This window comes from Shewanella sp. SM71, from assembly GCF_025653905.1.
Classification (GTDB): Bacteria; Pseudomonadota; Gammaproteobacteria; order Enterobacterales; family Shewanellaceae; genus Shewanella; species Shewanella oncorhynchi.
On the sequence record NZ_JAKKRW010000025.1, the window covers coordinates 20,687 to 45,645 of the forward strand.

The window sequence follows — 24,959 nt, forward strand, 5'->3', positions numbered from 1 at the left end:
AATGATTTCAGTTACTTAACAAAGTCATCGCTGGTTGAAGGCAAGCCAAAAGTGCATTATGTTGTTGGTTTAAAATGGATGGCTTGATTTATTATTCGCTAACGCGGATCCGCTTATACCCAACGTTATGTGTAGGGGAATCTTAATGATCGAAAGACCCAAAGTAATAAACCTCACAGAAGCCAGAACGATTCGCAAAGTCCATTGCGGAGAGTGTAACTGGGAGCAGGAAATTGCTGCTATCACTGAAGCTGAGATAAAATGTTGCCCTTGGTGCGGCTGGAGCGATCTGGAAATAAGTACTTTAAAAGCAGAAGGTGGCTTCCAAGAAATAGAATGTCAAAAGCACGGTAGAGTTACGGTTCTACTACCTAGCTCCAATATTGATCCACTAGACTTCATGAACAACTTATTTTGTCCATTCTGTGAGTAACACATAACAATGCAAACCAGCCTGATGGCTTTTTCGTTCCTTGTTTTGCTACGCTACCGCAAAACAATCCAATACAAAGCAGCTGTTTGCGGCTATGCGTGAAGAGAGAGCGGATATATAAATGGAAAAAGCATTAATAGATATTAGGTATTACGCTAGCGACTCCCTATATGAGACAGGTAAGAGTCTACCTTCGAGTTGTTCTAGATTTTTCAAATTTCCTAAGCTGCTTCATTACTGGGGTGCTCGCATAGCCACAATACTTGGTGAAAATGGATTATCCCTCGGAGAATTCGATCACCTATATGTAAACTACACAAATGCTATTCCAGAAGGCACGATGGTTTTTTCCGATAGAACACCAGAAAAGTGGCTTAGGTATATAGACTGTGGTGTAAATTTTGAGAAATTAAAATCATTAAATGAGTCCGAACTTGAACAATTTGTAATTCGCAGTACCTTTGAGTGTCTTGAGCACCTTTGTAAGTTGAGCATAGAAAAAACCGAAAAAATCAAGCTTGCTTCAAACGAGGTGGAAAGATTTGGTTCTGCGGTCGAGCTTCCGGTTAAGGCAAAACATACTAAGTCATATTCGGTTCTGGTTTCATATAAATTGCGCCCAAATGGCGAAGCATCTCATGGGCTTGTAAAATACATTAACCACAAAACAGGTACTACTTTCACTAAAAGGTTTGTTGATCTTAAGGGGCCATCGGATATATTTCCTCTGGTCGGTACAATTTCAGTAAAAGATGGAAAAGTCTTGATCACGCCGAGGGCATCATTTAAAGCTAGCCTTTACACAAATTCATATCAGATTCCAATGGAGATTGATTTAAGTGAAGCGGCAAGCGCATAACAAGGCGCTCTGTGACAAATCTACGCTGCGCTTCGGTTTGTCCTAGAGCGCGGCGTTAATCCATAGAAAATTTAATCCGAAAATCATAGATTAGAGCAAGAATTCTAACCCATTTATGTCTACTAGCTTTTTACGTATATATAGCAAAACTGGTAGTTAAAATTGGCATTGGGGCACCAGTGACCGTTGGCGACATGGATGTCGCCGTCGAGCCTATAAGGACATATTCACGGCGTGTCGCTGGAGACACAATGACAATAAACTCCCTGAACAGATAAACGGCTATTTAGCTTTTGTTCAATACCTATTAATTCAAAGGCATAATTTTTATGGTGTTGTGAAAGATGATTGTATCCTGACTTGTTTAATTTAGTCTTTGTCATAAACGTTGAATGTTAGGATCCTAATTTGAATCATTTACTCACTGCAGGCACTTATTAAAGTCACTGCAGTGAGCATGAGGGAAAGGACTTAAGCTGCTTAAGCTAGCGCAGTACCTTGCTTAAAAACGCTTGGGTACGGGCTTCTTTCGGGTGAGTGAATAGCTCATCGGGTGGGCTAGATTCGACCACATAACCGCCGTCCATAAAGATCACTCGATCGGATACATCCCGTGCGAACCCCATTTCGTGGGTGACAATGACCATGGTCATGCCCTTTAGCGCTAAATCTTTCATCACGTCTAATACATCACCGACCATTTCAGGATCGAGTGCCGATGTTGGCTCATCGAACAGCATCAAGTCTGGTTCCATGGCCAATGCGCGGGCAATGGCGACCCTTTGCTTTTGGCCGCCTGATAAACTGGCGGGGTAGGCATTGGCTTTGTCACTTAAACCAACCTGTGCCAGTAGGTCGAGGGCTTTGGTCTCGGCTTGAGCTGGCGTCATCAGTTTTAGGCTGATGGGCGCTAAGGTGATGTTTTGGATGACGGTTTTATGGGGGAACAAGTTAAAGTTTTGGAACACCATGCCCACTTTTTGCCGCAGTTTATCTACGCAGGCGTTTGGCGCTGTGATCAATTGACCTTCAATCTCGATATCGCCTTGGCTTGGCTGCTCTAACAGATTAATACAACGTAAAAAGGTACTCTTGCCACTGCCACTTGGGCCGATCACGCTCACCACTTCACCCTGACGAATATGCTCGCTAATGCCCTTGAGCACTTGGTTATCGCCGAAGTTTTTATGCAGGTTGGTTATTTTAATCACTTTGTTTCAACCTCTTTTCAAATTTCGACAGCACAAATGTGAAGCTGTAGGTCAGGAATAGGTAAATAAGGGCGCAGGTAAATAAGGGCACACTGTCCTCGAAGGTACGGCTACGGATGATTTCACCGGCGCGCATAAGGTCAACACCACCGATAAAGCCAATGACGGCGGTTTCCTTGAGGAGCACGATAAATTCATTACCAAGTGCGGGCAGAATATTCTTAATCGCTTGGGGCAGAATAATCGACTTCATGGTCATTGCTTGGGACAAGCCAAGTGAACGTGCCGCTTCGGTTTGACCTTTATCAACGGCTTGAATCCCCGCGCGGATTATCTCAGAAATATACGCGCCGCTATTGAGACCAAAAGCGATAATAGCGGCGGTGATCTTATCGACATCTAAGGCTGAAAGCACGATGAAGTAAAGGATCACTAATTGCACAACTACTGGGGTGCCACGGATCACACCGACATAAAGATTGGCGGGGAAGCGGATATACCACCTAGACGACATCTTCATAAAGGTGGTGCCAATGCCTAACACTGCGCCTAATAACATGGCGAAGAAAGTGACGATTAATGTCACTTTCAAACCATTTAATATCAGCAGTATGCCTATCATGCCATCTTCGCCAATCGGGCTAAACAGCGAGGTATTAATTGCGTCTATCATGCTGATATCACTTTATATGGGCAGAAACGAGCGTCTGATATTGGCCGTCAGCTTTCATGTTAGCCAGTGTTTTATTGATGCTCGCCAACAGTTCAGGCTGCTCTTTCGACACGGCGAAACCATAAAACTCAGCAGGAAAATCCAGTTTGATCATCTTTAATTCAGGATTTTTAGCCAGATAGTTAGCGGCAGGTTCGCTGTCGAATAACACTAAATCTACCTTTGAATTTTTAAGCTCCATAATGGCTTCGAAACCCGTATTAAAGGCGGTGATATTTTGGGTGTATTTTTTCGACATAATGTCAGCGGTGGTGCCTAACTGCACCGCAAAGTGTTTGCCTTTAATATCTTCAAGCGTATGAATACTATCGTTATCTTTGTTGACTAGTACGACTTGAGTCGCTTCGTAGTAAGGCTCAGAGAAGTTTACGTTTGCTTGACGTTCAGCGGTAATCGTCATGCCTGAGGCGATAAAATCAATCTTGCCTGAGTTGAGTGCGACGATCAGTGAATCGAACTTCATATTTTCGACTTTCAGCGTCTTGCCCGCATCTTTAGCGATTTGCTTGGCCAGATCGATATCAAAGCCTTTGATTTCATCGCCACTTTGGCCGCCAACATATTCAAAAGGAGGGAAGGCGGCATTAGTACCAACGACTAACACGTCATCGCTTTTTCCGCATCCAGCTAACAACAAGGTGGCAGTTAAGGTCAGGCCGCCTAATAACATGGACTTTTTCATTTAAGACTCTCTTGTTCGATTTCACTATCAGTGTGGCGACTATAGGCAGATGAGCATTAAGTGTCAATAATTATGCTGTTAAATTGATTAAAAATTCATTTCTATTTTGCGGTTTTCAGTTGCAAGATTGAGGCCCGCTGCTTTCCTGTACAAATTTGTGTGTAAGTTGTTTTTTCTGGGTTGAATTATTGTGCTTTGGTCTATAACTATTGTTACTGTTAGGTTTTTGGCTATCTATACTTCTGTGGTGTTTATTAGCGGCTTCTCAATGAGAGTGTCATAATTTGAACTATCGCCTATTATTCTTTGATTAAATTGGCTAGTTTAGCCGCTCTTTAACGGCAACCTTAGTTGGTGTTATTCCTATTTTATGCAGTTTAATCCTCTGGCTGATTTGATTATCAAGCTAGAAACGATGTTTCAGGAGTCAAAAGTGAACTATCTCAACTCAGCATTAGTGTGTTTAGCCCTGTGCTTATCGAGTGCACTGCAGGCCGAAGAGCAAACTCAGTGGCATTACAGCTTAGGCAGCCATGATTTTGTGGTCGAGGATTCTCACACCTTAGGGGTAAATGCGAGTCTATTGTTAGAACATAAAACCCAAAGCGATATTTTGCTGACGGCGGCGCTGGATGCCTATATAGACGTAGATGTCGATAAACTCGACCCTGACCATATCCCTGTGTGGTTTAAGTCTGCCTATGCCGCGAGGGGTGAACTTTATCGTGTTAATCCCGCGTTTTCATTCGGTTGGCAGTTCGATTTACAGGGAAAGCGTAATACCGTTAGCTCGGTTGAGAAACAAGCTAAGGTATTTCCTGGGCTGACAGCTAACTTTGATGGGCAAGCATTACAGGCTCAGTTCAATGCGGGTGCGGGTTATTACTATCTCGAAATCGATGATGATGTGCCTAGAACTCGAGGTTACGATCGTGGCGATTTTGGCAATGGTACGTTTGCTTATACCTTTATGGGAAGTGTAGGGGCAAATGTGACGCCTAAGCTACATATGCAAGTGGCCGCACAAACCTGGCAAGACGAAGACCAATGGTTAGAGAATCAATATCGCTTTGAGCTGAGTTACCAAACCGATTTTTGGCGGCCCAATAGCGTGTTAATGCTGAGCGCCGAGCATACTAAATACAATTTAGACCACTATGCTAAAGTCGATGTTAACTCGGCTGAGTATTTGCCTATTCTGCCATGGGATAGTGATACGCTAGTGCGTTTAAGCTTAGTGGTTCCTTGGTAAGAATAGGGTTATTTATGGGTTAAGTGCTTCTCGACTAAGGCGATCATGGCTTGAGCCGCGAAGGATAAGACTTGGTCTTTGCGCCAAAAGAGGGATAACTCCCAGCGCAGCTCGTCACTCGCCAGCGGGATATTTACGACGCCGGGTACGCTGTAGCGCCGCGCGATGGAGCGCGGTAATACCATAACCCCTGTGCCCGCGGCGACTAAGGCAATACCGAAATCGGCTTGGCTAACGCGGGTAATGTTTTTAGGGACAAATCCTGCCTGTCGGCAGGCATTGAGCACTAATTGATAGAGAGTGTATTCGGTTTCGAACATCACCTGAGGGTCGGCACTAAGATCACTAAACGATAATATCTGTCGGGTGGATAACGGATTTTCCTTAGGCAGTACCACTACCATAGGATCGCTAAACACGCGTATGCCGTCATAGCCCTCATCAAAATCAATAATCCCAGTGGCCAGTTCAATTTCGCCCTTTTGGATTGCCGCGGTTTGCTCTACACCGCCACGGACGAGTAAGTGCATCTCTATCTGCGGATATTGCTGGCGATATTTGGCAATAATTGGGGCAAAAATTTCGGCACTACCTAGAGGAGCCAATCCGAGATTGAGTTCGCCCGCGGTTAAGCTGCGTTGGGCCGTGAGTTCAGCGAGCATGCGTTGTCGGCCAGCGAGTAACTCTTTGCCATGTCGATAAACAACTTCGCCCGCGGGCGTGAGTTTGACTTGGGTGCCGCGTTTACCGCGTTCGAGTAAGATGAGGTCTAGCTCCTCTTCCAATTGGCGTACGGCCTTTGATAGTGCAGGTTGGGTGAGATGGACTTTTTCGCTGGCTTTACCGAAGCCTCCAGCATCGACGATTTCGATAAAATAGCGGATAACTTTGAGGTCCATTAAGGTTCACCTTTAAATGTATTCTTAAAATTCATGCATTACATTCTTAATATTCATTTTTTTTATCAAATAGGCAAGCCTAGAATAGCCCTATAGAAAACTTTGTTCTAACCGAGAAAATCATGTCATTCCCACAAGCCGCAATACGTCAGTGTCGACATTGGGCTTTGTTATTAAGCCAAATCGGCCTCTTCTGTTTACTGTCCTTCGCATGTCACTGGTTCGCCACTTGGGCACATTCTCCTATTCCAGGGAGTGTGATTGGCTTAGGCATACTCTTATTTTTATTAGGTTTTAAACTCATTCCTGAAAATGCAGTGCAACTGGGCGCCGCTTGGTTGATTGGTGAGTTATTGCTGTTTTTCATCCCACCAGTGATATCCGTTATTAAGTACGAAGGTTTGTTTGAGCAATACGGCACCAATATATTGTTCACTTTAGTGATGGGCAGTGTGTGTGTGATGTTTGGTACAGGCTTTGTGGTCGATAGAGTGTTTCGTTTTGAGCGCCAACTGAACATCAAAAAGCAAGCCCGTCGCCACGCTAAGGCGGCTTAATGATGACAGACTCAAAAGTGGTGGATTTTGTGTTGTCGCAGACCGGATTAGCCTTATTCAGCTTATTGCTGACCATATTCTGTTACTTCGGTGCCAAGCGTCTCTATAAGTACCATAGAGTCTGGTGGTTAGCGCCCATAGTGTTAGCGCCAATAGTGATTACCTTATTGGTGTTTAATCTTAAGATCCCGCTGCCAACCTATTTTGAGTACACCCATTGGTTGATGGCCATGTTAGCGCCCGCGACTATCGCCTTTGCTTTGCCGATTTATCGTGAGCGTAACTTGATCCGCCAGTATCCGCTGACGATTGGTTTAGGTGTGACGGCGGGATTGTTTTTGGGGATGATGTCTTCTTGGCTGCTGGTGAAGTTTGTGCCTTTACCGTTGGAATTGTCTAAGAGTTTGCTGGTGCGTTCGGTGTCGACTCCCTTTGCGATGGAAGCGACCAGTGCCTTTGGCGGCGTGCCTGAGTTGACGGCTATGATGGTGTTAATTACAGGCGTTATTGGCATCTTGGTGTGCGATCCCTTATTTAAATTTATGCGTATTCGTACTTCGTTAGGTAAAGGTGTTGCTCTAGGGGCATCTGCCCATGGTGCTGGCGCCGCAAAAGCCAATGAAATCGGCAAGCAAGAGGGCGTTATCGCCAGTTTGACTATGATTTTTATTGGTATCGCTATGGTATTAGGCGCACCCGTTTTTGCATTGATTTTTATCTAGGCTTTGAATGCTATCGTGTGAGTTTTATGGCTTGAATTTACACACCTCAATTTCGGCAAATTTGCCTCTTCGAGCGCTAACTCCTTCTCGGTTATGCGCTTTTTTTTTGAGCTTACCTTCATAAAATGTGGCATGCTGTACCAAGTTGAAATACATAGTATTAATGGTGATACCTATGTCTAGTAAGTCAGACAAACAACCAAACACGCAATACAGCGTGAGTTTACGCCCGATTATTGAAAGTGATCTTGAAGCTATTTTTGTGCATCAAAGCGATCCCATTGCTAACCAGCTTGCTCAATTTCCTCCTCGGGATCGGGAAGCGTTTTTTAAACATTGGCATCAAAATATTCTTGGACAAGTGAATGTATTACCAAGGGCGATAGTGGTCGATGGCAAGTTTGTGGGCAATATTGGGCATTGGCAAAGTGATGGACAAGCGCTTATAGGGTATTGGATTGACCGTGAATATTGGGGCAAAGGTATCGCGACACAGACCTTAGCGCAATTTTTGCCTTTAGTCAGTTTAAGACCCCTCTTTGCCCATGTGGCTAAACATAATTTAGCTTCACAGCGAGTGCTGCTCAGACACGGCTTTGTGCTGACAGACCAACTGATACAAGAGTGTGAAGATACTGAAGCTTTACTCGAATTTGTCTTACGCTAGCGGATAAGATGCTATAACGCGACATTTTAGGGCGTATGTTAACGCTTTCATTCGCCTAAAATGACGTATTTAGATGCTTGAAACCACTGTTGTATAGGGACTTTTGTTAAAAGTGCAAAAAGTCGCCCATTATTTTCATTTCAAATTATTCTACTGAAAAAAGCCTCTTTCTAAGATTTTGTCTCTACTGTAATTGAAAAGCCTAGATCTAGATGCTTTATTGCTCTGGATTGGTGACAGGTTAAGCTGGTTTTATATAAAAAAATTGAGAAGAAAGTGCTGATCTTACTGATAAAAGTCTAATTGCATTCTATTTCTTTCACTGTAGAACTCCTATACTTAGCCAAAACCTGTGCCATAGCACAATCGATCCCTTATCTATTCAGTGAAATCTATATGAAGATCCGTTTTCTGCTCAGTAGTTTTATTCTTGCGTGCAGCAGTCTCACCGTTGCCACGACAGCGCATTCAGCCGATTCGGCCTCTGTCGCATATAAAAGCACCAAAACTCAATCGACAGCAAAAACGAAGCAAGCACCATTAAAGCAAGAAATTGCAGGACGTAGTGCGATAGTCGTGGACTTAAAAACCAATGAAGTGCTTTATTCCAATAATCCTAATGCAGTAATGTCAATTGCATCTGTCACTAAGTTGATGACAGCTATGGTGGTGCTGGATGCAAAGTTACCTATGGAGCAAAAGCTTGCGGTAAACATCCGTGATACCAAAGAAATGAAAGGTGTTTATTCTCGAGTTCGTATCGGCAGTGAAATCAGCCGTAAAGAAATGTTATTGCTAACCTTAATGTCATCAGAAAACCGTGCAGCTGCAAGTCTTGCACATCATTATCCCGGTGGTCATAAAGCTTTTATTAAGGCGATGAATGCCAAAGCAAAAGCGCTGGGAATGAAAAATACCCGCTATGTTGAACCTACAGGTTTATCCTATAAAAACGTTTCGAGTGCCAGTGATCTGATTGTATTACTCAAGGCCAGTGAAAAGTATCCTATGCTAGGCCAGCTGAGTTCGACCGAGAAGAAGACGGTTACCTTTGCCAACCCAAGATACAGTTTAGATTTTCGTAATACCAATCGTTTGGTTTATAAAGATAACTGGGATATTCATCTAACCAAAACAGGCTTTACGAATGCAGCAGGGCACTGCCTTGTGATGCGTACTGAAATGGCAAAACGCCAAGTGGCATTTGTCGTGCTCGATGCTTACGGCAAATATACTCATATTGCGGATGCTAACCGTTTACGTAACTGGCTAGAGACTGGCAAAGTCACTCCTATTCCTGCTGAAGCTAAGCAATACAAGAAACAACGTAGCCAGCAGCAATTAGCTAAGTTGAGTGAGACCTAGTTTCTCGGTTGCAGCTTTATAAAAGTACAAACATAAAGGCCAGATGAGCAATCAATCTGGCCTTTATGTTTTAACGCTTTGAGTTTCTATTCAATTTTGGTAAATTTATGATGGATTTGAGCGTACCATAGTCGTTATTTTATGTTCTCAAGGATGACATTCGTGTGGATGTATTTTTAAAAAAAATTCAACTTATCTATTTTCCCTTCTTATTTCTCAGCCTGTTATTTGTTTCTGGTTACAGTTTTGTCCATTGGCTGTTGTTGGTTAACCTTGAGTTTTTTAGCCTAGATGAAGATATCGTTAATTTGTGGCTGCCGCAGATACTGTCTTGGGTATTGTCGATCATTTATATCCGGCCTAGGCTAAAACGACTCAAGTTTGTTAAAGATAATTCGCGTTTTTTCTATTTATTGATCGCGGTGCAATTAATGGCTGTTCCTTGCATCGTTGCGCAGGAATATCTCAAGACGACCACGGGGAAGTTAACGCAATTAGCATCGATACAAGAATTGTATCTCCATAAAAATACTCAGTATTATCAGTTGCAGCAATCTTATATTGATAAGACGCAAATTGGTTTGCAGCGAAGACTAGAGGTTACAGGTAAACATAGTAGTCACTTAAATATGGCGCTGTATATCGCTATGCCGATTTTTGCAGAGCGTGCAGACAGTTGGCATGCTAAGGCCCTCGCTTGGTATGGTAAAGTTTATCAGCAGGAGATCAGTAATCGACTTGAACCCAATGAGAAAGAAGCGCAATTCAAAGCATTTGTGGCTAAATCCCTAAATGAGTTCAATGAGTTGGACCCCCAGAGTTTTGTTTACCTTGAACGATTAGCCCCATCCTCACTTCGTTCAGAGTTGCTCAGCGCCGCACAAAAAAGTCCGCTTTATCAAGCTGAACATCAAACGATTTTTATGCCCAAATTTGAACCATTTGAGGCTCGTAATGGCCATAAGTTAGTGTGGATTTTTATCTGGTTTGTTGTTGGCGCTTTAGTTTGGTTTGTACTCTTACTGCGGGTCAATCTGGATGAGAAAAGCGTAAAGCCGAGACGCAAATAAATCACGCTCGGCCTTGGATTTAATAAAGTTTAGGCATGTTCGAACATTAAGAACAAGTAAACGATAAACAAGACTATATGAGTCGCGCCGTGCAGTGCATTGGTGCGACCGCTGCTAAAGCTTACCTTACAGACCATTAAACTGGTGATTAACAGCACCATGTCGGCGGGTGACAGGCCTAAATGGACTTCTTGATCTATCACGCTGCCAATAATTAATACCGCGGGGACTGTGAGTGCAATCGTCGCGAGTACTGAACCAAAATACAGATTCATCGCCCGCTGTAATTGATTGTTTAACGCGGCCTTAAAGCCTCCCACAGCTTCGGGAGATAAAATCAAGCAGGCCACAATAAAGCCCCCTAATGCCTGTGGAGCGCCTAGGGTTGCTACGCTGTAATTGATGGGCATAGCTAAGGTTTTTGCCAGCAAAATGACCACGAGTAAGTAGCCAATTAATAGAATGGTATGGTAAGCATTACTGCGTAGTATGCCGTGGTGTTCCTCATGGTCTTCATGATCGGCATCGACAAAGAAATGGCTGTGGCTCTTCGTTTGTACCACTAAAAAGACGCCATAGAGCAGAATCGAAATAATGATCAGCATCCAAGACATGGCTTTAGACATGCCGCCAATAGTGCCACCTTCGGTAAAATTGGGCAGTACTAAACAGAGTAGGGCGAGGGGAATAATCGCCACGAGATAGGATTTTACGCCATCTAAATTGAAATGCTGGGTATGGTAACGCCAGCCGCCAAGTAATAATGTAAAGCCCACTAAGCCATTGATGATCAACATGACTACGGCGAACATAGTGTCGCGCGCCATGACAGGGTTAGGTTCTCCGGTCAGCATCACGGAGGAGATCATCACCACTTCGAGTGAAATGACCGATAAAGTTAAGATTAAGGTGCCATAGGGATCGCCAAGCTTAATCGCTAGTGCATCTGAGTGGCGTACCACAGAGAAAATAGCCCAAGTCACTACACCCAATAGGGCGAGTGAAACGGGAATATAGGTCGAGAGGGCGGTGCCATCGGCGAGTAAGCTATCGCCACCGGTTTTAAAGAATACTAAGGTCAGTATTCCCAGTAGCAGGGCTAACTCGTCTTTCATAAATGTCTTCATAGGCAATTTGTCCTAAACGAAAAAAAAGGCCGTTAGTATAGACACTGGTTATGGCACACTTTGCATGAAACTTCCTTTAGATTTGGAGTTAAGGATAAATGTTTGAACTAGATCGCTTTTTAATCTAAAACCCCATTTTTAAGCTAGCCATGGTGTTCTGTTTTAATCAGCTTACCGAGTTGATCATAATGATTCCAATCACCTGATTCTCGATCGCTGAGATAACTGCCTTCAGTGCGTTTTTCACCATTAGGCCAAAAACTTTGCCATAGGCCTTCCCTGCGATCCCTAAGATAAGTGCCTTGTTCGGCTAACTTGCCATTGTTGTGGTAATAGCTGGCATCGCCTTCTTTTTGGCCTTTCACCCAAGTTTCAACGAGTTCTGGCTTACCGTTCTGGTGATATTGTTTAACTTGACCATCAAGCGAACCCTTAGCATAAATTGCCTCTAATTTGAGTTGGCCGTTACTGTAATATTCTTTTGTTTGGCCATGGCTTTGACCATCTAAAAACTCAGTGCTAGCAGCTTGCATCCCGTCCTCAAACCAGCTTTCCCACAGTCCAGTTTGATTACCTTTATCCATAGCCCCGCTGAGTTTTAGCTGGCCATTGTTGGGATAGTACTCGGCATACGGGCCTGTTTTGTCATTTTTATCATAGGTTTCTGAGCGGTAAACTACTTGCTTAACGCTGTAAAACTCCCTAATTCCGTGGCGCTTGTTTTTCTGCCAATGGCTTTTTTGCTGGATATTCCCCTCGGGGATTGTGCCATAGGTAGGGTCTTTTTCTTCGTAGCGATAATCCGTCCATAGACCGGTTTTTTGGTCGTCCAGATACTCCCCTGTCACACGGCGGCGTCCGTGGTAATACTCTGCATAGTTACCATTAAGTTTGCCATTGGCGAGGGTTTGCTCCCGTTGTTTCAGGCCTTCGCTGTACTGTATCCATAGGCCTTCTTTATTGCCGTTTTGATATGTGCCTTCTTCATTAGGATCACCATTGGCATACCAGCGGGCGAAATGGCCATCAAGAGGGTAACGACTGGCGTTGTCTTTTTTATCCCGTGCGTAGTGAGATACTTCCCGAGGTTTACCGTTATCGTAAAATGACTCATATTTTCCGACCCATTGGCCATCGATACGTTCGCCGCGCTCACTCACTGTGCCGTCGTCAAAATAGGTTTCTGATTTTCCTGTTGGTTTACCTTCAACGTATTGATCTAGCGTCCGCAGTTTGCCATTGTTGTGGTAACGGCGTGATTCACCGTGACGCTGCCCTTGTCGCCATTGCTCGGAGGATTGCAGCTTGCCAGCGTGATAGCGCTCAAATTGGCCATCCTTAATTCCCATATCGTAGTGGCTTTTTTCGAGCAAATTACCTTCGGTGTCATAACGCTCCGATGGTCCATGAAGCGGATATTGGCCATTGTCAGCCTGCTTTGAGTCTTGGTAGTTACGTAATTCTTTAAGTTGGCCGTTGTTGTGGAAATATTTTTGCGTACCGGCGAGTTGATCCTGTTTATAGTTGAGAGCACTGGTGAGAATGCCCTCGGCATTAAAATATTGCTGTGGCCCGTCTAATGCACCATTAACATACTGTTCTTCAACTTGTAATTTACCTGCATCATTAAATTGCTGGCATTTCCCTTGGCGTTGCCCAGCGCTATATTGGCAGCGGCTGGCGAGTTCACCATTGGGGTAAAATGTCCGTTCTTCACCCTCGAGCAGATTGAGATTAAACTGGCTGTTGCTTGATTTAGTCCCGTCATCGAAAAAGGTTTCCCATGCTCCTTGGCGACGGCCTTCTGCATCGAAGCGGCCCGTCACTGTGGCTTGTCCATTGGGATTTTGTTCTAAATAAGAACCTGAGAGTTGGTTGTTCGCATAGCTCTGGCTTTGGGACAAGGTACCGTTTTCATAGAAACTTTCCCATTTCCCGTGGCGCAGGTTATCGAGGTAACTTTCTTGGGCTTGCAGTTTGCCACTGGCATAGAAACGTTTTACTTGCTCCTTTTTACCGTCTTTATAGCGCGTCGTTTGGCTGAGATGGCCGCTGCTGTTGTATTCCTTCCATTCGCCCGTGGGCACGCCTTTGGCAAATTGCTGTTCCTCAGTAACGGCGCCGCTCAAATCGAACATATGCCAAGTGCCATCTTGATAACCCTGCTGATAGTTTCCTTCGACTAGCTTGCTGTTATTGGTATGAAATACTTGCCATTTACCATTAGGGATCCCCTCGGAAAACTGCCCTAAGGTATAGCCTTGGTTATCGCGCACTATGGCGATATCGCCATTTAAGGGCATGCCAGTGGCGAGATTGTAATAGCTGGGAATTCCGTCCTGTTGGCGGATTTCGACCATCATGGAGGAGAGATTTTGCGCTGCTTGTACATGGACACTGGTTAAGCTGGCTCCCGCAATCGCGAGGCTGATAAAGCGAAATGGCGTATTGAACATGCTGATTCCTTGCTCTGTTCGGGGTCTTAAGGCCGCGCGGTTTGCAGCCTATACAAGAATCCTAATTTTTTGCTGTTGAGTTTATTTATCGGGCTGTGCACTTATATACAGTGCACAGCGCCAAGGGTTAAGTTAATCGATTAAGCGAATATGCTTAGGCTAAAAAATAGGGAAAACATGGTCCGAGGTAATCACCGGCGGCGGTATTTCCCGATTTAAAAACTCGCCATGATGGAAGCTATTGATCACTTCTATCCAGCCATTATCCCTAAATTCGTATTGTTTACCATGAAGCCTGCCCTGCTCGTCATAATTCGCTATTTCAAGCACATAGTCTTCGGTATTACGCAGTTCCCAGTGGCCGACTTGTTTACCTTGGTCGAAGCGTCCGTACCAATAGTGTCTCTCAGGATTTGGCCTTGGGTTAAAACCGAACTCGGCATGGGTGTACACCCAATCGCCATCCTGTTGACCATTGCGGTACTCGCCCTTTTCATACAATTGGCCGTTCGTGGCGTAACGTTGCACTAATCCATCGGGGTTGCCATGGTTAAAATTTATTAATTCAAGCAGTTGCCCTGAACTTGTCTCATTACGGAATTCACCATCGAGCTCGCCTTGGGCATCATAGCTAAAGGTGAGGGTGGCATCTTCTTGTTGTTTCTTCCAAGCGCCAACGGGCTTGTCGTTGGCATATTGGCCGCGCTCGGCCACCCACTGTTCCCCTGTCTCATGGTTAATTTTCAGCATTTCGTAGGGGCCTTCGCGCTTGCCCTCTTTAAAATATTCCCGGGTAATGACTTTTAAGGTTTGAGTTCGGTTTAAGGTTTGCAGATATAAACCTGTCAATTGGTTATCGATATGCTCGCTGCGGCTGATTAACTCACCTTGCTCAAATGTTTCGCTGAGGACCCATTTTTTAAGCTTGTCTTCTTCTATGTTAGAGGTAAGTTGACCGTCATTAAAGCGTTGATGCTTACGGTAAACCCAGTTGTTGTCTTGGTGTTTTTCTTCGATTGAACTGAGCATTTCGCCCTTTTCATTGTATTTAACCGCTAACTTCACATTCCATGGCGCCTCTATGATTTCCTTTTGGGCTATCTGGCCATTTTTAAAGTAATCCAGTTGTTCACCGACTTTATAATCATTGTGGTAGCGGTAGTGGCGCTTTACCTTGCCATCGTCGAAATATTCGAAGTAATCCCCGTGTTTCTTACCTTTGACATAAGCTTGGGTCGAAATGATTTTACCAAAGCCCCAATTGGTCTCGTCGCCATGTGTAAGCCCATCCACCATAGGGATTTCGACGTGTAAGTTGCCATTGTCATAGTACTGGGTAACACAAGTACCACTATTACAGACTTTGCCCCTAAGCTTGCCCTCGCTATCAAAAAGCTCGCTTATACCGACCTCTTTGCCATCTTTATAGGTCGTTTTGTACCGGATCTTCCCACCTTCCCAGTAACCCGTTTCAAGGCCTTGTTTAACGCCATTTTCATAGTGCGATTCAACATACAATTGACCCGTGGCGATATATTTTTTGAGCAGGCCATGAAGTTGACCTTGCTCGTTGCGAAAGCCTTGTTCGTAGGGCTTGCCATCCTCAAAGTAGCATTGATAAGCTCCGCGGAATTGTTCGCTTGTGAGGGTTTTGCCAATTTTGTTATCGGCGAGGGCACTGGCGCAGAAAAGCATATCTTTGTTTTTGTAATAAACCTCAGCCTTATAATGGCCGTCGATCACTTCGGTCGATTGTTTTAGATAGTATTGAGCCTGTTTTTCATCTTTGACAACCTTCCAATGGGCATCGAGTAACACCTTTTGTGCATTGGCATGGGTGCTGATAAGTACGAATGCTCCAAGGAGCAGTTTTAATATAAATAGACGCATAACTGCTCCTTATGGCAAAGGCTTAAAGGTGAATTCATAGGGGATGTCGACGGGGTTTTGAGAGAGAGTCATATAACTCACCTTCGCTGCAGGGCCCTCCACACTCAAATAGCGGCCATCGACCAGCGCCTCTTTAATCCGCAGTTCGGTGGTTTCGGGCAGTCGAATCGTTAGGGATTTGCCTTGGGCATCCTCGACTTTAAAGTAGTTCTTAAGATCTTTACTCGGCTCGTCACCATAACCGGTTTTTGTTAGCCAAGCTTGTAAATCGATTAACCAAGGACGTGGGTTAGCTGCCTGCTCTAAGGGTTGCCAACTGATATCACCTTGGCAATGGATTTTTCCTTGGATGTGTTTATCGTAGAAAAACTGCCGCTCGCGGTCGGGCGTCATCAGGGTATAGGCTGGTCCGTTTGGGGCATTATGCTCAAACTGCCAAGTGACTTCGTGTTTCCCCTCTTTAAAACCTTGTTCTATTTCAGGTTTACAGGCACTCGCTAATGCGGCTGACATAGGAATATACAGATTATGGCCATTTTCAGTCTCAGGTTTTATCCCTTGGATCGCACTGATTTCAGCGTTTGATGGTTCAAGATCTTGATAGAGGAAGTTATTGAGGCTCGAATCGCCAAACTCGCTTAGGGGATTGGCCAGATTTTGGTTGTAGTCGGTAAAGGTCACAAAGCGGATGTTCTTGGTTTGGCTTAACTCCGGCTGTGGCTGGTTCTCTACGATTACAACGGTTTTAGGGATTTCATCTAGCTTAAGTAACAGGGCGCGGGTGCTAAGGTGATGAGGATCATCGACACCGATTAATTCCCCCAGTAGTTCCTTATCCGTCACTGTTAACCATTGGGGATAATCACCATCGTGACGGGCTTCGGCCATCTTTCCTTTAAATTGCTGAAAAGGAAGGTTAATGTTTTGAGTGTTACTCTGCTTTGTTACGACTTTAAATAGCTTTGCCTCGGCGTCGAGCACCTGAATGGTGAGGCTCGCATCGCCGAAGGCGTAAGGATTCGCGACCAGTTCATCCCACGACTTTTCGACTATCTTATTGCCTTCGGGGATAAGGGTCAGCTTGGCGGTGATATGGTCTATCTGTTTGAGTTTATTGGCGGTGTTGTCCCAGCCTGTGGCGATAAGATCCACCGAAGACTCAATCGAGCGGTTGAAATTCATCGCCACACCTCTGCTGTGCTGCCAGAAGTGAATGTCTATCGGATTTCCGCTGGCATCAAAGGCGGCTAAGTCTTCATAATTCACATTAGCAACCACATATCGCGGGCTCATATTATGCACAAAGCGCAATTGCAGCACTTCTGGCGCGTCAGCGCCCCATGGGCCAATATTATCAAGAATACCTTGCTGATCAGCTAATAAGGATTTTATAAAGTCCTTATCATGGGCTTTATATTCCCGCGGAACATCACTAATCGGGTAGAGCTCTTTTTGCAGATCATCTACATCACGTTCAGCATCGTAGTTAGCGTCGGCATGCCAAAGCATGTTCATGATATAAGGGCTATCCTTGGGCGCCATGGCGATGCGGCGGGTGAGGGTAATGCCTTTGCTCTCTTCCTGTTGAAAAAACGCCATGCTCTCTAACCAGCCGGTTTTGCGGTTAAGCTCGAACTTTCCATAGGCCTTAAAGTTGTCTTTCTCACCTTGTACTACTGCAAATAACTTATCTTCGGTCACTTGCTCAACCGTCCAAGTTAGGCGTGCATCCATGGGGGCGCTGATGCTATAACCGACCCTAGGCTCAAGTGCTACAGGCAAGGTTGGAGCTTGTTTAAACAAGCTATTAAGATTCACCCAGTGGTCAAATAATTCCTTGATATCTTTTTGATCCATCTTGGCAATGGGAGTCAGTTGGCGGACCTCACCATTGTTAAATTCCACATTAAAGCCATCTTTAACCAACTGAAAGATTTCATTAGAGTTACCTTTAGGGTCGATATTACTCACCGGAATCGGCATGCCATAATCGCTAATTTGCAGCATATTAGGTTGGATAAAAAAACGGGCGTTATGGGTTAACGGCGTTGTTAAGCTGGTCGCCTTACCCTCTGCATTCTGTAATTGGTAATCCAGCAGCAGTCGTGCCTGCAGCACTTTGCGGGTTTCAAAGCCATCATTGAGGTTTATGGTGGAGATAATCTGATATTCACGCTCTGTGGGTATGTTGGTATTAACTGAATTGGAGGGTGACGTTGAGTTATCGCAGGCGGTTAACAAGAGTGTTATACCTGCCATTGTCAGTGTGATTGCGGCGTTAACTGCCTTGTATTTCACTATGGCCATTCGTACTCCTTTGGCTACGCATGTTATTGAAATGTAAACTCATTAATCTTTTTCTGGCGACATTATACACAAAAAATATCTGAGGCATAAAAGAAAACCCAAACCAAGCTTGCTTGATTTGGGTTTGTGTTGATCGCGGTTTTGCTGCGCGAGAGTGGCTAACTTAGTGGTTAACTCAATGGTGAGATGAGTGCCTAAAAAAGCCCAAGCTGATGGATTACAGCGAGAGGATCACGCTGGCAATTGCTGCACTCATCAGGTTGGCAAATACACCCGCGGCAATGGCGCGAAAACCATTACGGGCGATAAATTCGCGGCGTTCTGGCACCATGCTACCTAGTCCACCGATCAAAATTGCCATAGTGGAAATATTAGCGAAACCACACAGGGCGAAAGTCACAACGGCCTGAGAATGGGCGCTCAGTTGGTCTTCGACTTTCATTAACTGGATGAAGGCTACAAATTCATTCACCACGATTTTTTGGCCAATGAGTGAGCCTGCAGTAATGGCCTCATGCCAAGGAATACCCAGCAGCCACGCCATAGGGGCGAACAGATAACCGAGTAAAAATTCGAAGCTTAATTGGTAACCGAACCATTCACCCACAGCGCCTAACATGCCATTCAGTAGGGCGATAACACTGACAAAGGCCAGTAGAGTGGCACCAATCCCGACAGAAATCCGCATGCCAGACATAGCGCCATCGGCTAAGGCTTCAACCACATTGGTGGCGCGTGGCAGTTCGACTGAGGTGATTTCATCGGCACTATTTTTGTCATTGTCGCTAGGCGGCATGAGGATTTTTGCCATCAACAGACCCGCGGGTGCGGACATAAAGGCCGCGGCGATCAAATAGTTGAGATCGACACCTAAAGCGGCATATCCGACTAAGGTACCGCCCGCGACTGAGGCTAAACCACAGCTCATGACCGCGAAGAATTGCGAATCGCTCATGTGCTTTAAATAGGGTTTGATCACCAGCGGCGCTTCAATCATGCCGACGAAGATGTTTGCCGTGGCAGATAAAGACTCGGCGCGGCCCGTGCCCAGTAAACGCTGCAGACCACCACCAATAATGTTGATCACCTTAGGCATTAACCCAATATGGTATAAGGCTGAAATCAGTGCCGAGAAAAAGATGATGATACCTAACACATTGATTGCAAATACGAAGCCGACTTTACCCGTGGCGAGATCCCCAAACAGGAAGCCAATCCCTTCGTTGCCATAGGCTATCACGCTCGACACGCCCGCCGTAACAGACTGTAATACGGCCTTACCCGCAGGGACGTAGAGCACTAACAGGGCAAATATAATTTGTAAGCCTAGGGCTAAAATCACAGTGCGGTAGGGAATATTCTTGCGGTTCACTGACAGTAACCAAGCAAAAAACAAGATACTAATCATGCCTAATATCGCGGTCATAAGGGGTTATTCTTTTGAGTTAAGGAAGAAGCCGCGCATTGTAGGCCGAGTCGCAGTAAGGGCAAGTCGAGGGCGTTACTGGGCTGTTACGATAAAATAGTCGAAAATAGCAACAGTTTAAGTTGCTGTTTATGCAGGAGAATAAAAGCTATTTTAGCTACTGTTGCCCAGAGGAAATAATATTTGTGCCTGTGGCAATAATCGAAATCACGCCACAGACGACTTTAGGCTGGTGTCGTAGTCAGTGCTGGTTTGAAATGCAGCTTAAGTGACTGTTGCTTAAATGACAGTAGCTTAAGTGGCTGCAGTTTAAGTGGTTGCAGTTTAAGTGACTGTCTTACCTAACCAAGGTTTGAGCTTTTTATCCCAGTAGGGCGGGTGGCCGATATGGGACTTTAAACACTCGATTATCACCTTGTACTTAGTCGGTAAATGGCGCCGCCTTGGGTAAACCACATAGACGGGCATCTGTTGTAGTGGTTTCCAATCGGGTAAGAGTTGGATCAGTTTTCTGCTTTGAAACTCATCACTGAGTAAATACGTGGCCACATAGCCTATGCCGCGCCCGGCAATCACCGCATTACGCACGGCTTCGGCTAAGTCGACACGGTAATTTCCCGCCACATGCACGGTTTGTTCTAGGTCATCCTTAGCAAAACTCCAGCGATCATAATTACGGCTCTTGCTTTGATAGATAACGCAATTATGTTGCGCTAACGCCTGTGGATGGTGTGGCACGCCATGCTTGAGTAAATAATCGGGAGAGGCGACCACCACAAAGTTAGTCTCGGCGAGGTGCTGGGCGATATAACCTTCGTTCAGCTGTTCATGGTTAGTGATCCACAGATCTAGGCCTTCTTCTAGCATGTCGGCTTTATGGTCGAACAGGCTTAGCTCAAATCGTAATTCGGGGTATTTTTGCTGCAACACTTCCAGTGCGGGGATGATGTGTAAGGTGCCAAAGGATTGGGAGGAACCGAGGCGAATCGTACCGCTAATGTCATCGCGGGCATCTAGCATAATCGCATCGGCATTTTGCGTCGCTTCAAACACTTGCTCACAGTAATGGGCAAACTGTTGGCCCGCATCGGTTAGCACTAAGGTGCGAGTAGTGCGCTGGACTAACAGCAAGTTCAGCTCGGCTTCCAGTGCGCCAAGCTGCTTGCTGACATAGGAAGTCGAGGTTTTTAACTTGGCCGCCGCTTGGGTAAAACTACCACTGGTCACCAGAGTGTGGAATATCACCATCTGGCTAGCTCTATGTTGTATCACGCTAGGCCCTCTAGAATTTAAATCGCTATTTTAAGCTAGCCTTGCCCTAACCGACAGCCGTTTGTGCCATTTGTTGATAACTGCTTGCATTTACTGATGTAAGTTAACAAAATAGCAACAGCTGCATTATTTGGCGAAAGGAGTCGCTTTAGCATGAATACAAGTGCCTCACTCTCCTAGATAGTTGTATATAAATAATAAAAATGAGGAGTGAGCATGTTGGATCTATTTTTATCATTACTTGGTAATGTCGGTATTATCGTATTAATCGTATTTTTCTTCGAACGTCTTGGTAAGGTTAACGTTAATATCGGTTGGATGGCTTTATCATTTTTCCTCTTTACTGCTTATTTTATTACCGTATTAAAGGGCGGGAATATTATTCCCCTTGATAAGTTAATCCCTGACTTAAATTGGAATTGGGGCGGTAAGGTTGCTTCTATACTTTTGTGGATCGTCAGCTTATTTTTACTTAAGACTTTTGTTAAGGGATTTGAGTTAGCTGATGCGGGTTTTACTTGGAAACAAAACCTAGGCTCCGTTAAACCTGCTGTTATTGTTATTATTTTATTTATAGGCTTGCAGTTGATACTCTCATATTCCTTAGGTAATGGGCCTAACTATGATACCGAGAAACTCTTGTATCAGGCGTTAATGCCAGGGTTTGATGAAGAGCCAATGTTTCGAGGGATATTGCTATACTGTATTTCGTTTGCTGTGGTTTCTCAGCGCTTTAATCTCTTTGGTGCAAAACTCAATACTGCAGGTTTGTTGTTGGTTATCTTATTTGGCCTAGTACATGGACTTATGTATAGCGGCGGTGAGTGGCAGTTCTCGTTTATTTCAATTCTGATTACAGGTTTCTATGGTTTTATTTTACTCTGGTTAAGAGAGCGAACGGGCAGCCTAGTGTTTCCCATTATTGCTCATAATCTAGTGAACTTAGCGGGTCAGTTTGTCTAATGTAAATGCACAATGAATTGGTGCTGATAGGCCATTTGGGTCTGAGTATTTCGCACTCTTTGCTAGCTTGGTAAATGGAGGATAAGTTAATGACACAGCAAGATATAGTGACAATGGAGGTGGAGCCGTCGCAACCGATACCGCAGGAAGCCTTTGACTGGTATGACGAATATGCCCACGGCATTATCGATCGCCGTGAGTTTATGACGCGGCTCGCAGGACTGGTGGCGCTAGGTTTCACCATGACAACGCTCACGGGCGCACTCTTGCCGAACTATGCCCTCGCCGAGCAAGTCTCCTTTAACGACCCGAGTATTCAAGCCAGCTATGTTAAGTTTCCCTCGCCAAATGGTTACGGTGAAGGGCGCGGCTACTTAGTCATGCCCGATGAGTTATTGCTCGCGGGCAGTGCCGCAGGAGAGCCGAAAACCTTAGATCTCAGTAAAAAAGCCGCTGTGGTGTTAGTGGTGCATGAGAATCGTGGCCTTAATCCCTATATCGAAGATGTGGCTCGCCGCTTAGCCGCGCTGGGTTATATCGCCTTCGCCCCCGATGCGCTGTATTCCCTCGGTGGTTATCCGGGTAATGATGATGCGGGCCGCGCCATGCAAAGCAGTTTAGACAGAGCCAAAATCGAGCAAGACTTTATTGCCGCCGCGCAGTTTTTAAAAGCCCATCCCCAGAGCAATGGCAAACTCGGTGCCGTAGGTTTCTGTTTTGGCGGCTATATAGTCAATATGCTCGCCGCGACCATTCCCGATGAGCTTAATGCTGGCGTACCTTTCTATGGCACGCCTGCCGCTGCAGAGCTGCGTAGCCGCGTGAAAGGGCCGCTAATGTTGCAGTTTGCTGGGCTCGATCAGCGGGTGAACGACACTTGGGCCGAGTACGAAATCCAACTGAAAACCAATAAAGCCGATTATGTCGCCTATCTTTACCCGAATGTGAATCACGGTTTCCATAACGACTCAACAGGACGATACGATAAAGCCACCGCCGAGCTCGCATGGGCGCGCAGCTTAGCCTTCTTTGATACTCGACTGCGTGGTTAGCACTTAGAGTTGAGAGCCGCGCGATTAGCACTGTATAGATAAGCGACAGGTTAAGCGTGATAGCCAATAGTTCGCGCTATTGGCTATCGATAATATGTTTTTGTCAGCAGCTTAGCTGCTCTACAAGTTATCGACCCATTGAACGTATTGGCGTTATTGCACTTACTAAAACAGTATTCGCCATTGTCACTGAGTCCTACTCTTGATGACCCCATCCTACATTCTGCTCGCAGAGTAATGTTCGCACTTTACCGAACAAGCTAAAGCTCGATTTTTATTCAATATCTCAGTATTCAACATCCCTGTATTCAACCCAAATCACTCAAAGCACAGACCCTATTGAGTCACTTTTGATGTATTTTAATGGTAATCATTTTGTTGTGGATATGTTTATTATTGCGAACTATCTTATATATTAGTTAGCAGTGAACTACATGGGTTTCAATGTCTTGCACCTGCAGTACGTCGTACGTTGTTTTCCCTCGTTTCCATAACTGCTATTGCTTCGTTGTAACTGGCATGTCGTTATTGATGACACTTAATCTTTTCTTGCTTCTTGTAACCGCTTAGCTGCGTCACACAGACAAGGACAGCTTTCCTAATAAGGATTATTAATATGTTGTTTACGAGCAAAAAGAGAAATAGTGATATCAAAATGGTCGATGCTGATCACTTTAAGTATTTAACATCAATTGAAGACGAGTTAAATGCGGTTAAGGCCAATACTGCCTACATTAGTTTTAGTGCCGATGGCATTATTTTGGACGCTAACGATCTGTTTTTGTCGGCTGTGGGTTATACATTGGCTGATATTCTGGGTAAACATCACCGTATTTTCTGCGATAAGAGTTATACCCTATCATCTGAGTATCAGCAGTTCTGGCGCGATCTCGCCGCAGGTAAATCTATCCGCGGTACTTTCTTACGCTTCAAACAAGATAAACAACCCATCTACATAGAGGCGAGCTATTTCCCGATTGTTGATGGCAGCGGTAAAGTCACTAAAGTGCTGAAAATTGCCAACGACATTACCTTGATGCAAGACGCCCTTAAGAATAAAAATGCTGTGTTGACCGCTCTCGATAAGTCATTGGCAGTGATTGAATTTACGCCCACTGGCATAGTGCTTTCGGCGAATCAGAATTTTCTCGACACTATGGGCTATAGCGAGCATGAGATAGTCGGGAAACATCACAAACAATTTTGTGAAGCGGCTTATTATCGCGATAATCCTCATTTTTGGGCTTCATTATCCCAAGGCAAGCATTTATCTGGGCGCTTTAAGCGCATTAACGGTCATGGACAGGTCGTGTGGTTAGAGGCGACCTATAATCCCATTTTTGATGAAAATGGCGCTGTCTATAAAGTGATTAAATTCGCCTCGGATATTACAGAGCGCGTCACTGCGGCGCTTAATGCCGTGGATCAGGCGGCCGTGACTTCAGAGCAAACCAGCCAAGTGACCAGTAACGCGGTGCAAATTTTAAATGATGCCGTGCAAACATCCTGTGATATTGCCGCTAAGGTGAATAGTGCCACTCAGACGGGTGAGGAACTTAAAGCGCAGTCAAAGAATATTACCGACATAGTCGTGACGATTCGCTCCATTGCCGACCAAACCAACTTATTGGCATTGAATGCGGCGATTGAAGCCGCGCGTGCAGGCGATGCGGGACGAGGATTTTCTGTGGTGGCCGATGAAGTGCGTAAATTAGCGAATAACACCTCAGTTGCGACCACTGAAATCGCGCGCGTCGTCGAAACCAACCACATTCTTATCAATCAGATGGGCGACGTTCTAGGCTCAGTTTCGGGGATTGCTCTGCATGGGCAAGAGAGTATTAGTGAGGTATCGAGGGGCTTAAGTGAGATCACCCAAGGGGTAGCACGATTTGTCGAAATGGTCGACACCATGAAGCCATAACATGCTTCTTTAGCTCGCCGATTCACACAAATAGCTGATTTAGACCGATAGATCAAACAGATAGCTAACTCGTACCGATATTTATATGCATT

General features: G+C 45.0%; 22 protein-coding genes. 12 read left to right on the plus strand and 10 right to left on the minus strand.

Annotated features, from left to right (window positions below; translation table 11 throughout):
* Positions 1 to 145: 145 nt before the first annotated feature.
* Positions 146 to 433 carry a hypothetical protein gene (locus L5L97_RS19915; protein ID WP_105251593.1) on the plus strand — a complete coding sequence of 96 codons (288 nt, stop codon included), beginning with the start codon at positions 146 to 148 and terminating at the stop codon, positions 431 to 433.
* A gap of 121 nt (positions 434 to 554) precedes the next feature.
* Positions 555 to 1,292 carry a hypothetical protein gene (locus tag L5L97_RS19920; RefSeq protein ID WP_263146406.1) on the plus strand — a complete coding sequence of 246 codons (738 nt, stop codon included), beginning with the start codon at positions 555 to 557 and terminating at the stop codon, positions 1,290 to 1,292.
* Between the two features lie 485 nt (positions 1,293 to 1,777).
* Here L5L97_RS19920 and L5L97_RS19925 read toward each other — a convergent pair whose 3' ends face one another.
* Genes L5L97_RS19925 through L5L97_RS19935 form a run of 3 tightly spaced genes read right to left on the minus strand, consistent with a single transcriptional unit; the run spans position 1,778 to position 3,918 of the window.
* Entirely contained in the window at positions 1,778 to 2,503 is a 726-nt protein-coding gene (locus L5L97_RS19925) for an amino acid ABC transporter ATP-binding protein (protein WP_106649618.1), read from the minus strand.
* Positions 2,496 to 3,176 carry an amino acid ABC transporter permease gene (locus L5L97_RS19930; protein ID WP_263146404.1) on the minus strand — a complete coding sequence of 227 codons (681 nt, stop codon included), beginning with the start codon at positions 3,174 to 3,176 and terminating at the stop codon, positions 2,496 to 2,498. The genes L5L97_RS19925 and L5L97_RS19930 overlap by 8 nt, the downstream gene beginning before the upstream one ends.
* A gap of 7 nt (positions 3,177 to 3,183) precedes the next feature.
* Positions 3,184 to 3,918 (minus strand): basic amino acid ABC transporter substrate-binding protein, encoded by a 735-nt coding sequence (locus tag L5L97_RS19935; RefSeq protein ID WP_011847627.1) that lies wholly within the window; start codon positions 3,916 to 3,918, stop codon positions 3,184 to 3,186.
* 433 nt (positions 3,919 to 4,351) lie between these two features.
* Between L5L97_RS19935 and L5L97_RS19940 the strand changes: the two genes are divergently transcribed.
* On the plus strand, positions 4,352 to 5,170 hold the full coding sequence (locus L5L97_RS19940) for a hypothetical protein (RefSeq protein ID WP_263183636.1): 819 nt from the start codon (positions 4,352 to 4,354) through the stop codon (positions 5,168 to 5,170).
* Positions 5,171 to 5,178: 8 nt separating this feature from the next.
* Here L5L97_RS19940 and L5L97_RS19945 read toward each other — a convergent pair whose 3' ends face one another.
* On the minus strand, positions 5,179 to 6,069 hold the full coding sequence (locus L5L97_RS19945) for a LysR family transcriptional regulator (protein WP_219251114.1): 891 nt from the start codon (positions 6,067 to 6,069) through the stop codon (positions 5,179 to 5,181).
* Between the two features lie 122 nt (positions 6,070 to 6,191).
* On the opposite strand from L5L97_RS19945, the gene L5L97_RS19950 reads away from it, so the two are divergent.
* The 5 genes from L5L97_RS19950 to L5L97_RS19970 all read left to right on the plus strand — a co-directional run bounded on the left by L5L97_RS19950 (position 6,192) and on the right by L5L97_RS19970 (position 10,450).
* Positions 6,192 to 6,626, plus strand: a complete 435-nt coding sequence (locus L5L97_RS19950; protein WP_028761649.1) for a CidA/LrgA family protein — start codon at positions 6,192 to 6,194, stop codon at positions 6,624 to 6,626.
* Between the two features lie 2 nt (positions 6,627 to 6,628).
* On the plus strand, positions 6,629 to 7,348 hold the full coding sequence (locus L5L97_RS19955) for an LrgB family protein (protein WP_263183685.1): 720 nt from the start codon (positions 6,629 to 6,631) through the stop codon (positions 7,346 to 7,348).
* A gap of 175 nt (positions 7,349 to 7,523) precedes the next feature.
* The gene (locus L5L97_RS19960; protein WP_198571830.1) at positions 7,524 to 8,015 is read left to right on the plus strand and encodes a GNAT family N-acetyltransferase; all 492 of its coding nucleotides are present in this window, start codon (positions 7,524 to 7,526) and stop codon (positions 8,013 to 8,015) included.
* A 396-nt stretch (positions 8,016 to 8,411) separates the two neighbouring features.
* Entirely contained in the window at positions 8,412 to 9,380 is a 969-nt protein-coding gene (gene pbpG, locus L5L97_RS19965) for a D-alanyl-D-alanine endopeptidase (RefSeq protein ID WP_105251600.1), read from the plus strand.
* Between the two features lie 164 nt (positions 9,381 to 9,544).
* The gene (locus tag L5L97_RS19970; protein WP_263183640.1) at positions 9,545 to 10,450 is read left to right on the plus strand and encodes a hypothetical protein; all 906 of its coding nucleotides are present in this window, start codon (positions 9,545 to 9,547) and stop codon (positions 10,448 to 10,450) included.
* A gap of 29 nt (positions 10,451 to 10,479) precedes the next feature.
* On the opposite strand, the gene L5L97_RS19975 is transcribed toward L5L97_RS19970, so the two are convergent.
* From L5L97_RS19975 to L5L97_RS19995, 5 genes are all read right to left on the minus strand, one after another.
* Positions 10,480 to 11,577, minus strand: a complete 1,098-nt coding sequence (locus tag L5L97_RS19975; RefSeq protein WP_025008445.1) for a calcium:proton antiporter — start codon at positions 11,575 to 11,577, stop codon at positions 10,480 to 10,482.
* Positions 11,578 to 11,720: 143 nt separating this feature from the next.
* Positions 11,721 to 14,033, minus strand: coding sequence for a toxin-antitoxin system YwqK family antitoxin (locus L5L97_RS19980; protein ID WP_263183642.1), 2,313 nt, complete (start codon positions 14,031 to 14,033; stop codon positions 11,721 to 11,723).
* A gap of 159 nt (positions 14,034 to 14,192) precedes the next feature.
* Positions 14,193 to 15,923, minus strand: coding sequence for a toxin-antitoxin system YwqK family antitoxin (locus L5L97_RS19985; RefSeq protein ID WP_263183644.1), 1,731 nt, complete (start codon positions 15,921 to 15,923; stop codon positions 14,193 to 14,195).
* A gap of 9 nt (positions 15,924 to 15,932) precedes the next feature.
* A complete protein-coding gene (locus L5L97_RS19990; RefSeq protein WP_263183647.1) occupies positions 15,933 to 18,230 on the minus strand; it encodes a hypothetical protein in 2,298 nt (765 codons plus the stop codon).
* Positions 18,231 to 18,447: 217 nt separating this feature from the next.
* Positions 18,448 to 19,656, minus strand: coding sequence for a NupC/NupG family nucleoside CNT transporter (locus L5L97_RS19995; protein ID WP_105251603.1), 1,209 nt, complete (start codon positions 19,654 to 19,656; stop codon positions 18,448 to 18,450).
* Between the two features lie 252 nt (positions 19,657 to 19,908).
* Between L5L97_RS19995 and L5L97_RS23000 the strand changes: the two genes are divergently transcribed.
* Complete coding sequence (locus tag L5L97_RS23000; RefSeq protein WP_219254016.1) at positions 19,909 to 20,001, plus strand: pentapeptide repeat-containing protein; 93 nt, start codon at positions 19,909 to 19,911, stop codon at positions 19,999 to 20,001.
* On the opposite strand, the gene L5L97_RS20000 is transcribed toward L5L97_RS23000, so the two are convergent.
* Positions 19,981 to 20,928 (minus strand): LysR family transcriptional regulator, encoded by a 948-nt coding sequence (locus L5L97_RS20000; RefSeq protein WP_263183650.1) that lies wholly within the window; start codon positions 20,926 to 20,928, stop codon positions 19,981 to 19,983. The genes L5L97_RS23000 and L5L97_RS20000 overlap by 21 nt on opposite strands.
* A gap of 216 nt (positions 20,929 to 21,144) precedes the next feature.
* Here L5L97_RS20000 and L5L97_RS20005 point away from each other — a divergent pair, with 216 nt between their 5' ends.
* From L5L97_RS20005 to L5L97_RS20015, 3 genes are all read left to right on the plus strand, one after another.
* Positions 21,145 to 21,891, plus strand: coding sequence for a CPBP family intramembrane glutamic endopeptidase (locus L5L97_RS20005; protein ID WP_263183652.1), 747 nt, complete (start codon positions 21,145 to 21,147; stop codon positions 21,889 to 21,891).
* Between the two features lie 89 nt (positions 21,892 to 21,980).
* Positions 21,981 to 22,943 (plus strand): dienelactone hydrolase family protein, encoded by a 963-nt coding sequence (locus tag L5L97_RS20010; RefSeq protein ID WP_263183653.1) that lies wholly within the window; start codon positions 21,981 to 21,983, stop codon positions 22,941 to 22,943.
* Positions 22,944 to 23,559: 616 nt separating this feature from the next.
* Positions 23,560 to 24,867 (plus strand): PAS domain-containing methyl-accepting chemotaxis protein, encoded by a 1,308-nt coding sequence (locus L5L97_RS20015; protein WP_263183655.1) that lies wholly within the window; start codon positions 23,560 to 23,562, stop codon positions 24,865 to 24,867.
* The last annotated feature ends 92 nt before the right edge of the window (positions 24,868 to 24,959 follow it).